The organism is Novosphingobium sediminicola, assembly GCF_014196525.1.
Classification (GTDB): domain Bacteria; phylum Pseudomonadota; class Alphaproteobacteria; order Sphingomonadales; family Sphingomonadaceae; genus Novosphingobium; species Novosphingobium sediminicola.
Map to the genome: position 1 here is coordinate 164091 of NZ_JACIDX010000009.1, position 13657 is coordinate 177747.

The 13657-nt window shown below is 63.9% G+C and carries 11 protein-coding genes; 8 read left to right on the top strand and 3 right to left on the bottom strand.

The window, feature by feature from the left end; genetic code table 11:
• Positions 1-59 precede the first annotated feature (59 nt).
• The 5 genes from GGR38_RS12955 (at position 60) to GGR38_RS12975 (ending at position 8738) form a co-directional block, all read left to right on the top strand.
• Complete coding sequence (locus tag GGR38_RS12955) at positions 60-1037, top strand: alpha/beta hydrolase (RefSeq protein ID WP_246404607.1); 978 nt, start codon at positions 60-62, stop codon at positions 1035-1037.
• Positions 1038-1301: 264 nt separating this feature from the next.
• Positions 1302-3332: an autotransporter assembly complex protein TamA gene (locus tag GGR38_RS12960; protein WP_246404610.1), complete on the top strand. Its 2031-nt coding sequence runs from the start codon at positions 1302-1304 to the stop codon at positions 3330-3332.
• Positions 3332-7561, top strand: coding sequence for a translocation/assembly module TamB domain-containing protein (locus GGR38_RS12965; RefSeq protein ID WP_183626150.1), 4230 nt, complete (start codon positions 3332-3334; stop codon positions 7559-7561). Before GGR38_RS12960 ends, GGR38_RS12965 begins: the two co-directional genes overlap by 1 nt.
• Positions 7562-7575: 14 nt before the next feature.
• Entirely contained in the window at positions 7576-7791 is a 216-nt protein-coding gene (locus GGR38_RS12970) for a hypothetical protein (protein WP_183626152.1), read from the top strand.
• Positions 7788-8738: a YihY/virulence factor BrkB family protein gene (locus GGR38_RS12975; protein ID WP_183626154.1), complete on the top strand. Its 951-nt coding sequence runs from the start codon at positions 7788-7790 to the stop codon at positions 8736-8738. Before GGR38_RS12970 ends, GGR38_RS12975 begins: the two co-directional genes overlap by 4 nt.
• Positions 8739-8759: 21 nt before the next feature.
• On the opposite strand, the gene GGR38_RS12980 is transcribed toward GGR38_RS12975, so the two are convergent.
• Positions 8760-9218, bottom strand: coding sequence for an Lrp/AsnC family transcriptional regulator (locus GGR38_RS12980; RefSeq protein ID WP_183626156.1), 459 nt, complete (start codon positions 9216-9218; stop codon positions 8760-8762).
• A 155-nt stretch (positions 9219-9373) separates the two neighbouring features.
• On the opposite strand from GGR38_RS12980, the gene hppD reads away from it, so the two are divergent.
• Genes hppD through fahA form a run of 3 tightly spaced genes read left to right on the top strand, consistent with a single transcriptional unit; the run spans position 9374 to position 12326 of the window.
• On the top strand, positions 9374-10477 hold the full coding sequence (gene hppD / locus GGR38_RS12985) for a 4-hydroxyphenylpyruvate dioxygenase (RefSeq protein WP_183626158.1): 1104 nt from the start codon (positions 9374-9376) through the stop codon (positions 10475-10477).
• The gene (locus GGR38_RS12990) at positions 10477-11037 is read left to right on the top strand and encodes a VOC family protein (RefSeq protein WP_183626160.1); all 561 of its coding nucleotides are present in this window, start codon (positions 10477-10479) and stop codon (positions 11035-11037) included. Before hppD ends, GGR38_RS12990 begins: the two co-directional genes overlap by 1 nt.
• Positions 11034-12326, top strand: coding sequence for a fumarylacetoacetase (fahA, locus tag GGR38_RS12995; RefSeq protein WP_343059096.1), 1293 nt, complete (start codon positions 11034-11036; stop codon positions 12324-12326). Before GGR38_RS12990 ends, fahA begins: the two co-directional genes overlap by 4 nt.
• A gap of 9 nt (positions 12327-12335) precedes the next feature.
• Here the strand turns inward: fahA and GGR38_RS13000 are convergent, their stop codons facing one another.
• Together GGR38_RS13000 and GGR38_RS13005 are read right to left on the bottom strand one after the other, a co-directional pair.
• The gene (locus tag GGR38_RS13000; protein ID WP_183626164.1) at positions 12336-12929 is read right to left on the bottom strand and encodes a hypothetical protein; all 594 of its coding nucleotides are present in this window, start codon (positions 12927-12929) and stop codon (positions 12336-12338) included.
• A gap of 2 nt (positions 12930-12931) precedes the next feature.
• Positions 12932-13648: a HupE/UreJ family protein gene (locus GGR38_RS13005; protein WP_183626165.1), complete on the bottom strand. Its 717-nt coding sequence runs from the start codon at positions 13646-13648 to the stop codon at positions 12932-12934.
• Between the last annotated feature and the right edge of the window lie 9 nt (positions 13649-13657).

Genomic DNA, 13657 nt, shown 5'->3' on the forward strand with positions numbered 1-13657 from the left:
CGCCAGGTGATCGGCGCGATGGCCCCCGCCCTTATGCGGTGTGACGAAAGGAATGATCTTTGGTCTGGAGCAGACGTCACATCATGGGGGCGGGATTGGCCGCCCTTGCCGGAGCCATCATGACCAAGCCCGCTTTGGCCGCAGCGCCGCTTATGATCCCCGAGGGCGGCGGCCCCTTGCCCGCGCCATGGTTGCAGGCGGAACGTGTGCCGCTGTGGCCGATGAGTGTGTCGGGCGCGGGTTTTACCCCTCGCCCGCGTCGGCCGGACTGGCCCCAGACCTTTCTCAGCAATATTGCCGAGCCGGAATTGCGCCTCTTCCGCCCGGCGCGCCCTCTTGGCAAAGCCTTGCTGGTAATTCCGGGCGGCGCGTATAATTTCGTCTCGATCCGCAATGAGGGCGTCGATGTCGCCCGCGTCTTCAATGCGGCTGGCTATCACGTCTATGTTCTGGCCTATCGCCTGCCGGGCGAAGGGTGGGCGGACCGCGCCGATGTGCCGCTGCGCGATGCACAGCGGGCCATGCGCGTCATCCGCTCCCGCGCGGCGCAAGACCGCGTTTCGGATCAGGACATTGCGGTCATAGGCTTTTCCGCCGGTGGCCATCTGGCCGCATCGCTGCTGACCGGGTTTGATGAGAGGATTGGCGCACCTGTGGACGGCGTCGACCGGATCGACGCGCGGCCTCAGGCCGGAATACTGGTTTACCCGGTGATCAGCATGGCGGCGCCCTTTACCCATGCGTGGTCGGCCCAAACCCTGTTGGGCAACGCACCCGAACCCGCGCTGATCGAGCGTCGCTCGCCCGCAGCGCATGTGACGGGCCGGACGCCGCCGGTCTTTCTGGTCCACGCACTGGACGACGATGCCGTGCCTTATCAAAACAGCATGATCATGGCCGACGCGTTGGCCAAAGCCGGTAGCCCCCCCGAAATGCACCTGTTTGCCGAAGGGCGCCATGGCTTCGGCATCGGGCCGTCCAATGGTCCGGCGGGGGAATGGCCGGTGCTGGCGCAAAAATGGCTGCTGCGGCTTTAGGCCCTCCTGCCTCAATTCAGACGCCCGGCCGGTCAAATTGTCATGACTGCGGATCATTATGCGATTTGAGGTGTTATGTCTTAAGACAGGCGGGCGCCTGATGGCAAAAGGGGGCCATTTTTGCGGAAGGTTCAACAAGTTGCGCCGGGGATGGGCGTGAAGTGCAGACTGGGTGGCGCTGACTTTCCTGCTCGCGCCGCTTATGATGTGCGAACTTGCGGTTCTGATTTCGGCTGGTTGGCCTTGGCGCTTGGCGGAACGCTGTTGGCCGGCACCGCGTCCGCCCAGCCCTCGCCCGCTCCGGTGAAAGAACAGGCGTCCCCGCCATCCCCGATCATCACCGACCGCGATTTCGAAGCCGCGCTCCCCTCTCAGGATGCTGCCGCCAGCCCCGCCGCTCCCGTCGCATCGCCCCCCGCCCCGGTTACCGATCCCGACCTTGCCAAGCCGCTGACCCCGCTGACCGATTTCGACAAGGAGCCGCTGCGCGATGAAACCGGTGGGGCCAAGACCGAAAAGGCGCCGACCCTGTCCTATCGCTGGCAGGTCACCGGGCTGGAAAATCTGCGCGATGCCCATCCGGTCGCCCCCATCGACGGCGGCGCGCTGGTGGACAGTTTCTCTACTGTTTCCGCCCTGAAACAGGGCAAGGGCAAAGCCACCAATGCCGCCGCCATCGCCGCCCGGATCGAGCAGGACCGGCAGGCGCTGTCGGATGTCATGGCCTCACAGGGCTATTTCGATGCTGCCATCCAATCCTCCGTTGCCATGCCCGAACAGGGCAAGCCGGGGGATATTGCCGTGTCGCTGGCGGTGGCGCCGGGGCCGCGCTATCGGCTGGGCGCGATCCGTTTTGATGCGCCCGCGCTGATTCCGCCCGATTTGCTCACCCGGCATTTCGGCGTCCATTCCGGCGAGCCGATCGTGGCCGAACGTGTGCTGTCGGCCGAGGCGGAGCTGGGGGTGATCCTGCCCCAATCGGCCTATCCCTTTGCCAAGATCGGCCAGCGCGACATCGAGCTGGATGCCGCCACAGGGATCGGCGACTACACGTTGCCCGTCACGCCCGGCCCGCGCAGCCGCTTTGGCGATATTACGGTCAAAGGGCGCAGGAGCGTGTTCGACGCCCGCCACATCTCCACCATCGCCCGTTTCCGCAAAGGTGAGTTGTATGACAGCCGCCTCATTGACGATCTGCGCAAGGCGTTGGTGGCCACCAATCTGTTCGCCACGGTGACGGTGGAGCCCGCCCAGACCGGCGTCAGCGCGGGCGACAATACCGAATATGCCAATCTGGTGGTCAGCCAGAAGGCCGGACCGCCCCGGTCCCTGTCGGCGCAGGCGGGCTATTCCACGGGCGAAGGCATCAAGGCCGTGGGCAGTTGGAGCCATGCCAACCTCTTCCCGCCCGAAGGCGCCCTTATCGGCAGCGCCACCGCAGGCACCAGCGAGCAGGGCGTATCGGGTACATTCCGCCGCTCTAACGCGGGGCTGCGCGACCGCACGGTCGAAGTGTCGATCAGCGCCAACCACACCAATCTCGACGCCTATGAGGCCTTCACCGGCGCACTCAAAGGCCGCATCTCACGCGCCAGCACCGCCATCTGGCAAAAGCGCTGGACCTACAGCTATGGCTTCGAACTGATCGGATCGAACGAGCAGGATTATGCCTTTGAACAGGCGGGCGAGCGGCGGCGCACCTTCTATATTCTCGCGCTGCCGGGACAGATCACCTATGATCGGTCGAACTCGCTGCTGGACCCCACGCGCGGCTATCGCCTGTCGGCGACACTCTCGCCCGAGGCATCCTTGGGCAGCAACGTCCAAACCTATGCCCGCTCGATCTTTGAAGCCACCGGCTATTACCCGATCGCCGGTAAGCTGGTTCTGGCCGGGCGGGCGCGGGTCGGCATGATCGGCGGGGCATCGCGCGAATCCATTGCGCCATCGCGGCGCTTCTATTCGGGCGGGGGCGGATCGGTGCGTGGTTTCGGCTATCAGGAACTTGGCCCCAAAGACCCTAGCGGCAATCCTATCGGCGGGCGCTCTCAGGCCGAAACCAGCGTGGAACTGCGCTATCGCTTCGGCAATTTCGGCGTGGTGGGCTTTGTCGACAGCGGACAGGTCTTTACCAGCGAGGTGCCCACTTTCAATTCATGGCGTTTTGGCGCGGGCATGGGTTTTCGCTATTACACCAATTTCGGGCCGATGCGCTTTGACATTGCCACGCCGATCAACCGACAGATCGGGGAATCGCGCGTGGCGGTCTATGTCTCCATCGGACAGGCGTTCTGATGGAGCAGATGGAAAATCCGCAGGCCCAGCCGCGATCCCCCCAGTCGCGATCAGCCCTGCTGCATGAGGCCATGCGCTATGCCTTGATGGCCGTGGGCCTCCTGCTCGCGCTGGTGGCGGCGCTGTGGATCTGGCTTTCAACGCAGAGCGGGCGCGATATGGTGGCCGCGCAGATTTCGCGCCTGTCCTTTGCCAATGGCATGCGGGTGCATGTCGATGGCATCGAAGGCTCGCTGCTGGGCGCGCTGACCATCCGCAATCTGGACATTGGCGATCCGGAAGGGCGGTTTTTCCATGCTGAAGGGGTGGCACTGGATTATCGACCGCTGGCCTATATCGGCGGGCATCTGGATATTCGACGCCTGCATATTCCCGCCGCGCGGCTTAATCGCGCGCCGCGTTTGCGGCCCACCCCGCCCAGCAATGCACCGCTGCTGCCCGATCTGGATATCGATCTGGGCCAACTGGCGGTGGACCGGCTGGAAATCGCCCCTGCCCTGACGGGTCAGCGCCATATCGTGAGCCTTCAGGGCCAGGCCCATATCGCGGATCGGCGCGCACAGATCTCCACGCGGGCGGCTGCGCTGGTGGCTCCCGGCGTGGCGGGGGGCGACCGGCTGGCGCTCAAGCTGGATGCCGTGCCGCAGATCAACCGGCTCAACATGGACTTCGCGCTCGATACGCCCGCCGATGGCCTGCTTGCCGCGCTGACCGGTCAGGCCGAGGCGCGCCATCTGCGGCTGGCCGGGCGGGGCGACTGGAAGGCATGGAACGGCTCGCTGGCGGCCAGCGCGGGCGGCAAGCCTCTGGCCGATCTGGTGATCAACGCGCGTTCGGGCACTATTCGCGTGGCGGGCCTCACCCATCCTGACGTATGGCTCAAGGGCCAGAACAGCGCCCTGTTCCAGCCCGAGACGAAAGTGGAGGCCACCGCCGCCTTCGACAAGCGGCAGATGCAGATCAAGGCACAGATCGGCAATGCCAATTTCGCATTGGCCGCCCAAGGCATGGCCGATATGGGCGACAATACGCTGCGCCAGATGCACCTTGCCCTGAGGGTGATGCAGCCGCGTGTGCTGGCCACCAATCTGTCGGGCGATGACATCGCCGCCGACGCCACGCTCGATGGCAGCTTTGCCGCGCCGCGCGTCGCCTATGCGATAAAGGCCGCGCGTATCGGCTTTGGCGCCACACGCATCGACGGCCTTGCCGTTTCGGGCAGCGCCGCGCTGGACAAGGACCATTGGCGCATCCCCGTGAGCGGCACGGCCAATGCCATCACCGGCGTATCGGCCAGCGTGGCGCCCCTGCTCGACCATGTGCACTTTGGCGGGGATTTCGGCTATGCCAACGGGCGGCTGCTCTCGGACAATATCCGCCTGCAATCGAGCCGGATCGACGCGCGTGCCGTGGTGATCGCCGATCTGCCCCGCGCGCTCTATACCGGTACGCTCAACGGCACGGTCAACGGCTATCGCGTCGAAAGCGTGGGCATTTTCAATCTTAACTCGAACATCGGCCTCAAGACGCAGGCCAATGGCGGGTTCCGGCTGGAGGGGCGCGTCAGCGCGCGTTCCACCCGCCTGCTCAGCGATGGGATACAGGGATTTCTGGGCGGCAATGCGCTGATCAGCGCGCGCGTGGGCTATGACAGCGATGGCGTGGCAACGCTCGACGGCCTGACCATCGCCGCGCCCGCCTTTCGCCTTGCCGATGGCCGAGGGCGCTATGACGCCAAGGGGCAGATCGCCTTTGCCGCCAATGCCTCGTCCGACCTCTATGGCCCTATCCGGTTGAGCGCGAAGGGCAGCGTGGCGCAGCCGGTGCTGCATTTGGAAGCGCCCCGCCCCGGCATGGGCGTGGGGATGGCCGCGCTGGTGGCCGATGTGCGCGGGGCCAATGGTGACTATCAGGTGAATGCCAAGGCCGGCAGCGATTACGGCCCCATCGGCGCCGATCTGCTGGTCAACACCGCAAAAGGGCCGCTGGCCGTCGATCTGCGCCCCGGCACCAGCCTTGCGGGCATCGCCATCACCGGCCACGTGCAGCAGCAGGCCGCAGGGCCCTTTGCCGGGGCGCTGGCGCTGGCCGGAGCGGGCGTGAACGGGCGGGTCGATCTTTCCGCCATGGACGCGCATCAGCGGGCGGTGGCCGCCATTTCGGGCCAGAATGTCAGCCTGCCGGGCAAGGCCGGGCTGAGCATCGCGCGGCTGGTGATCAACGCCGATGCAGTGATGGCCGATCAGCCGCAGGTGAACGCCGATGTGCAACTGGCGGGCGCGCGGCAGGGCGATTTTTATCTGGCGCAGACGCGGGCCAACATCACCTATCGCGATGGCGCGGGACAGGTGAAGCTCCTCACCGAAGGGCGCAACCGCTATCCCTTCCGTCTGGCGGCGCAGGGCAGGCTCTCGCCCGATTTATGGCGCATGGCGGTGAATGGGCGGATCAATGGCGTGTCCATCGCCTCACGCGGGGCGATAGAGATCGTACCGCAAAAGGGCGATTATCTGCTGCGTCCCGCCACGCTTTCCGTCAACACCGGCAGTTTGCGGATCGAGGGGCGCTATGGCGCGGCCAGCACGTTGCGCGCGCAGCTTGATGGCGTCGACCTGGCGCTGGTCAACGGCTTTGTGCCCGATCTGGGGCTGGGCGGGCGGATGTCGGGCAGCCTCGATCTCGATCAGGCGGGCGCCGGGGCCATGCCTGCGGCCAAGGCCAACCTTCGCATTGAGGGGATGACGCGCACCGGTCTTTCTGCGGTTTCCACCCCGGTGGACATCACATTGGCCGCGCAACTGGACAATCGCGCGGCCCATGCGCAGGCACTGGTGCGGCGGGGCGGTACGCTGATCGGACAGGCGCAAGTGAATGCCACCCCCGGATTGGCGGATACCGGCACATGGACCAACCGCCTGATGGCCGCGCCGCTCTCGGGCGGGGTGCGCTATAATGGCCCGGCCGATGTGCTGGCATCGCTGGCGGCGCTGTCTGATCAAAGTCTGAGCGGCCCCATCGGCATTGCGGCCGATTTCGGCGGATCGGCCCATGCGCCCAGCATTACCGGCACCGTGCGCGCGCAAAAGCTGGTCTATGACAATGCCAGCTATGGCACGCGCCTGAGTGACATGGCGTTGCAGGGACGCTTCACCAATGATCGGCTAGAGGTGCAGAGCCTCACCGCAAAGGCGGGTGACGGCACGGTGAAGGCCAGCGGCTTTATCTCGCTCAGCGCGCAGCAGGGCTATCCCATACAATTGGGCATTACGATGGCCAATGCTCAGCTGGCCAGCGGCGCGGACCTGTCGGCGAGGGCCAGCGGCGATATCAAACTGACAAACGCGCCGGGGCAATCCCCCACGGTAAGCGGCACGATAGACTTGCCGGAAACACATTACCGCATCGTGCGTCAGGGCTCGGCCAATGTCCCCACGTTGAGCGGTGTGCGCCACAGACCGGCCATCGGACCCGAGCGGATCAGCGGCGATGCCGAACCTGTGCGCTCGCTGCCCTCGAACTGGAACCTCGACATGAGGGTCAGGGCGGATAACCAGATCTTCGTGACCGGCATGGGGCTGGACAGCGAATGGGCGACAAATCTGCATATAGGCGGGTCCAGCGCCAGTCCGGCCATAACCGGCACGGTGCGCGCGGTACGCGGCACGCTCGATTTTGCCGGACACAGTTTCACCATCGACAGCGGCACGATCACTCTCAATGGCGGAGACCTGACCGATCCGGCGCTCAATATCAGCGCGTCGGGCACGATTTCGGATGTGACGATCACGATCGCCATCACCGGCACCGGGCCCAATCCACAAATCGCGCTGTCATCCGACCCCAGCCTGCCGCAGGACGAATTGATGGCGCGTATCCTGTTCGGCGGGCCGGTGGGCAGCCTTTCGACGCTTCAGGCGGTGCAGCTTGCCTCCTCGCTCAATACGCTGCGCGGGGCCAAGGGCGGGCTCAATCCGCTGGGCGCGCTGCAATCGGCCACCGCGATCAGCCGCCTGCGCGTGCTGGGTGCGGATGCCACCACCGGGCGGCAGACCGCGCTGGCGGCGGGCAAATATATCACCAACAACATCTATGTTGAGGTGGTGACCGACACGCGCGGCTATATGGCCACCCAGCTTGAAATCGCGCTGACCAAGGCCTTTTCGCTGTTAAGCCAAGCGGGCCAGTTTGGCGGCACCGGGATCACGGCGCGCTATCGCAAGCGGTATTGAGGGAGGCGGGAGCCATGCGTTTGGACATTCCGACCATGCTGGTGCTGGCGCTGATGGCGGGCGGATGCCGTCGTGAAAACTTTGATGACCAGTGGCATCGCAAGAGCGATGAGGCGAGCAAAACCGCAAGCGCCATGGAGCGCGATATGCAGGCGCGTCTGCGCGTGGCGCAGCAGGCAGGCCATGGCCTTGACGCAAGCCCGGTCGAGGCGGCTTCATCAGGGCCATGAACGCGCCCTCGCCCCCCGGCTGCGATGCAACCAGCCCGCTGGAAATGCCATGGGCCGCGTGGCGCCAGATAGCTGCGCGCGTATGGAAGACAATGGGCGCGCATCAGCTCAATCTGCTGGCGGCGGGCGTGTCCTTTTATACATTTCTGGCCTTTGTGCCGCTGATTGCTGCGGTGGTGCTGGTCTATGGACTGATCGGCGACCCCAATGCGGTGGCATCGGGATTGGACGGACTGCGCGGATTTTTGCCCGGCGATGTGATGCGGGTGGTGCGCCCGCCCTTGCTGGCCGCGATCAATGCCGAGGCGGCGGCCAAGGGACTGGGCCTGCTGATGGCGCTGGGTGTGGCGCTGTATGGGGCGATGAATGCGGCCTTTTCCCTGCTTTCGGCAATGAATTTGATCTATGAAGAACCGGGCAAGCGCTCGTTCTGGCGCACCTTCGGGCTGGCCGTGGCGGTAACGGCCGGAATGGTGGCGATCGGCGTGCTGGCCACGGCGGCCATTGCGCTGGTATCATGGGCTGGACCGCTGATGATGGCGTGGTGGGGCGAGCAGGTGCTGATATTGGCGCGCCTTGGCGTGTGGAGCGTGGCGATGGTTGTGGTCAGCCTGTGCTTTGCGATCTTCTATCGCATGGTGCCCGATCGCCGTCCGGCCAAATGGCGCTGGCTGGCGCTGGGGGCTTTCCTTTCCACCGTGATCTGGATCGCGCTGACGCTGGGGTTCGGCGTCTATGTCGATCATATTGCGCAATATAATGCGGTCTACGGATCGCTGGCCACGGTGGTGGCGTTTCAGATGTGGCTCTATCTGTCGGCCTATGCGGCGCTGATCGGGGCGGCGGTGAATTGCGAGATCGAACGCCAGACGATGGTAGACACCACCATTGGCCCCGACCGCCCCATAGGTCGGCGCCACGCGGCGCTGGCCGATAAGGGCCCATAGCGAGCGGCAGGAAAGCCCCTTTCAATCGCCCAGCGGCAGCTCGGTCGTGCGCTTGATCCGGTCCAGCACCACACTGGATCGGACGCTGGCGACATCGCCATGGCCCAGAATGTCCTGATTGATCCTTTCGGACAGGCCGCGCAGATCGCGCGCCAGAATGCGCAGCAGATAATCCGAATCCCCCGTGGTGGCACAGCAATCGAGCACGCCATCCATGACCAGCATCCGCTCGTGAAAGCCGGTGATGGTTTCGGGCGCATAGGAACTCATAGTCACAGCGACAAAGGCCTCAACATGAAGGCCCAGATTTTCCTCGTCGAGCAGGGCGACCTGTTTGCGGATAATGCCATCCTGCTGCAGCCGGGCGATCCGGCGCGAGACTTGCGAGGCGGACAGGTGGACGATCTCGCCGATGTCGGCGTGGGATAGCGAGGCGTCGGCCTGAAGCTGGGTCAGGATTTTGCGGTCGAGTTGGTCCATGCGATGATTGTGCATCATATGAAGTAACGGCGCAAGAATGGCGCATGATGTCGTTGCATAATACCCCACTTCGCGCGGACTGCGCATTGGTTTTGGCGTAAAACCATGGTCAAGGGCTGCCGCATGGCCGCCCACCTGCATGTGGAGAGAAAGCCATGGCCGACAGCGCCCCGACCGCCGACCTGTTCGACAACCCTCTCGGCCTTGATGGCTTTGAATTCATAGAATTTTCCGCGCCCGAAAAGTGCCTGCTTGAACCGGTCTTTGCCGCTTTGGGTTTTGCCCATATCGCCAACCACCGCAGCAAGGATGTGCAATTGTGGCGGCAAGGCGGGATCAACCTTATCGCCAATTACGAGGCGCACAGCCCCGCCGCCTATTTCGCCGCCGAGCATGGGGCCTCGGTCTGCGGCATGGGCTGGCGGGTGCGCAATGCTGCCCATGCCTATGCCACGGCCATCGCGCGCGGGGCCGAGCCGGTGGAACTCAAAACCGGGCCGATGGAATTGCACCTGCCCGCGATCCGGGGCATCGGCGGCTCGATCATCTATCTGATCGACCGCTATGGTGACGAACTGTCGATCTATGACATTGATTTTGTGTATCTGCCCGGTGTTGATCGCCACCCCGTTGGCGCCGGTTTCCACACGATCGACCACCTGACGCACAATGTCTATGGCGGGCGGATGGCCCATTGGGCGCATTTCTACGAGCGCGTTTTCGGCTTTCGTGAGATCCGCTATTTCGACATCAAGGGCGAATATACGGGCCTGACCAGCCGCGCGATGACCGCGCCCGATGGCAAGATCCGCATCCCGTTGAACGAGGAAGGAAAGGCGGGCGGCGGCCAGATCGACGAATTCCTGCGCGCCTATAATGGCGAGGGCATTCAGCATGTCGCCTTCCGCTGCGATGATCTGATCGCGGGTTGGGACGCGCTCAGGGCCAGCGGCACACCCTTCATGACCGCCCCGCCCGCCACCTATTACGAGATGCTCGATGAACGCCTGCCCGGCCATGGTGAACCGGTGGCGGAGTTGCAGAGGCGCGGCATTCTGCTCGATGGCAGCACCGAAAAGGGCGACCCGCGCCTGTTGCTTCAGATCTTTTCCGAAACGGTAATCGGCCCGGTCTTTTTCGAATTCATCCAGCGCAAAAAGGACGAAGGCTTTGGCGAGGGCAATTTCACCGCCTTGTTCCAAAGCATCGAGCGCGACCAGCTGCGCCGCGGCGCGCTGAACGTGACGGAGAAGGCATGATGACACAGGCCCCTCAATTGCAACGCATCCACCACGTCGCCTATCGCTGCCGCGATGCCAAAGAAACGGTGGAATGGTATGGCCGCGTGCTGGGCATGGCTTATACCACCGCCTTTGCCGAGGATCATGTGCCTTCCACCGGGGCCTTTGATCCCTATATGCATGTGTTCATCGATGCGGGCGGGGGCAATGTGTTGGCCTTTTTCGAATTGCCGCAGCAGCCCGAAATGGGCCACGACCCCAACACGCCCGCATGGGTTCAGCATCTGGCCTTTGAAGTTGCCGACGGGGCCGCCCTGCTGGCCGCCAAGGCGCATATCGAGGCGCAGGGGATCGACGTGCTGGGGCCGACTTATCACGGCATTTTCCGCTCGATCTATTTCTTCGACCCCAATGGCCATCGACTGGAACTTGCCTGCAACATCGGCACGGACGAGCAATATCGCGAACTGCGCGAACTGGCCCCGGTGATGTTGGAGGAATGGAGCCGGACCAAGCGCGCGCCGCGTCATGCAGAGTGGCTGCATCAGGAACCGGTCGGCGATGGAGATCGCGCGTGATCGACCACACTCATGATGCCGCCGCCTCAAGCTGGGTTGAGGGTACCGATGACCACGAGGATTTTCCGGTCCAGAACCTGCCGCTGGGGGTATTCTCACACGGGCACGGCACGCGGCGGATCGGATCGGCGATTGGCGATTATGTTGTCGATCTGGAGGGGCTTGCCGATGCTGGCCTGCTGCCCAATGCGTTGCGCCCGGCTTTAGCAGAGCCGACGCTCAATGCCCTGTTTGCTCTGGATGGAGCCACTCGCCGGGCGCTGCGCCATGCTCTCTTTGCGCTGCTGACCGATCCGGCGCGGCAAGGAGCTGTTGCCCCGTGGCTCTCTCCCACGCAAGGCGTTGAATTGCACCTGCCCTTTGCGATTGGCGATTACAGCGATTTCTATGTCGGCATCCATCATGCCACCAACATCGGCAAGCTGTTTCGCCCCGACAATCCGCTGCTGCCCAATTACAAGCATGTGCCCATCGGCTATCACGGGCGGGCCAGTTCGATCCGCGTCTCAGGCGCGCCGGTGATCCGCCCCAAGGGCCAGATCAAGGCGCCTGATGCCGATCAGCCGACCTACGCCCCCTGCCGCCGCCTCGATTACGAACTTGAACTGGGCATCTGGATCGCAGGCGATCATGCCATTGCCGAAACCATCCCGATTGCCGACGCATGGGATCGGATAGCCGGGATCAGCCTGCTCAATGACTGGTCCGCGCGCGATATTCAGGCGTGGGAATATCAGCCCCTCGGCCCGTTCCTGTCCAAGAGTTTCCTCACCACCATCTCGCCATGGGTTGTCACCGCCGAAGCGCTGGCCCCCTTCCGTGTGGCGCAACCGGCACGGCCAGCAGGCGATCCCGCGCCCCTGCCCCATCTGTGGGACGTGCAGGATCAGGCGCAAGGCGCCCTATCCATCGCCCTCTCGGTCACACTTGCCAGCACGGCGATGCGCGAGAGCGGCATGGCAGCGCTGGAATTGAGCCGGGGCACGGCGCAGGAAGCAATGTATTGGACCGCGGGCCAGATCGTCACCCATCACGCTTCGAACGGCTGCGATCTGCATACCGGCGACCTGCTGGGCACCGGCACGCTCTCCGGCCCCGCCTCCGGCAGCGAAGGCAGCCTGATGGAAATCTCCCATGGCGGTCAACAGCCTATCCACCTCCCCACCGGCGAACAGCGCTGCTTTCTTGAGGATGGCGACGAACTCACCCTCCACGCTCGCGCCATGCGCGAGGGCTATCGCGCCATCGGCTTTGGCCCATGCCGCGGCGTGGTGCGGCAGGCGCGGTAAACATCATGCCTATTCGTGGGGCTGAAACAGATCCTTGTAGAAGCCCTCGGTTTTCACCGTGATCTTGACCGGCGCCTCGCCCTTGTTGCGGAAATACCAGCCATGGCGGCCTTCAAAGGGGGCGGTGAAATCGCCCTGGCCGCCGGTGCTGGCCATATCTTTCCAGTAATCGGTGAATTGCCCTTCGGCGGCATGCTCGACCTCGCCATGCATCTCGGCCTTCACCGGGCCTCCGCTCGCGGTCCAGCGAAAGATGAAACTGTCGTCCTTGGCCATATGGGCCTTGATCTCCTGTCCGCTGTGCGGGGGCAGAGTGATGGTCATCTCATCCTCGCGCCACGCCGTCTTGCGCTCAATCGTCTGGCGGGTGGGCGTGGCCGATACCGTATCACCGGCAGGCGCAGCGGCAGGCTTTTCCGGCGCGCGGGCCACCATGCCCTTCAGGCCCAGCGCCGCCCCCGCTCCGGTCGGATCGATATTATATTCGGCGGGCAGCACGAACAGCGTAAGAATGGCCGCCGCCGCAACGCCCGCGCCCAGCGTAGCCTTGGCAAGGCCCGAAGGCGAAGGGCGGATGGCGGCAGGTTCGATCATCGTCGTCATCATCAGACCCCTTTTGAGAAATAGCCGGTCAACTGGTAACCGATCAGAACAAAGCCCGCCGTCATCAACGCGGCATTGGCAAGAATGGCGCTGCGCCGGAAACTGTCGCCCAACCGCCAGAGGTTCATCAGCAAAAGGATGACGGTCAGCGCCATGAATTGGCCCATTTCCACCCCGACGTTGAAGCTGACCAGATTGGCGAACATACCGTCGCGCGCCAGAGTCAACTCCTGCAGCTTTGTGGCCAGGCCAAAGCCGTGGAAGAAGCCGAAGATCAGCACCGCCGCCTTGGGATTGGGGGCAAAGCCGAACCATGTGCGGAAACCGTCGAGATTGTCGATGGCCTTGTACACCACCGACAATCCGATGATCGCATCGATCAGGAACGGATTGGCGCGAATATCCAGCATCACGCCCAGCAGCAGCGTCGTGCTGTGCCCCAGCGCAAACAGCGTGACATAGGCCGCCACATCCTTCAGCCGATAGAGAAAGAAGATCACCCCGGCCAGAAACAGCAGATGGTCATAGCCGGTCACCATATGTTTGGCGCCCAGGTACATATAGGGAATGATGTTGACGCCCGAGGCCCCCTCGATAAACGCCTTGTCATTCTCGTTCACACCATGGGCCATCAGCGGCGAGGCAAGGGCGGCCAGAACCAATCCGGTGAGTATCGGCGTGACCCGTCTCATCGGTGAAGGATGGATCACGCTTTTCATGTTACCCTG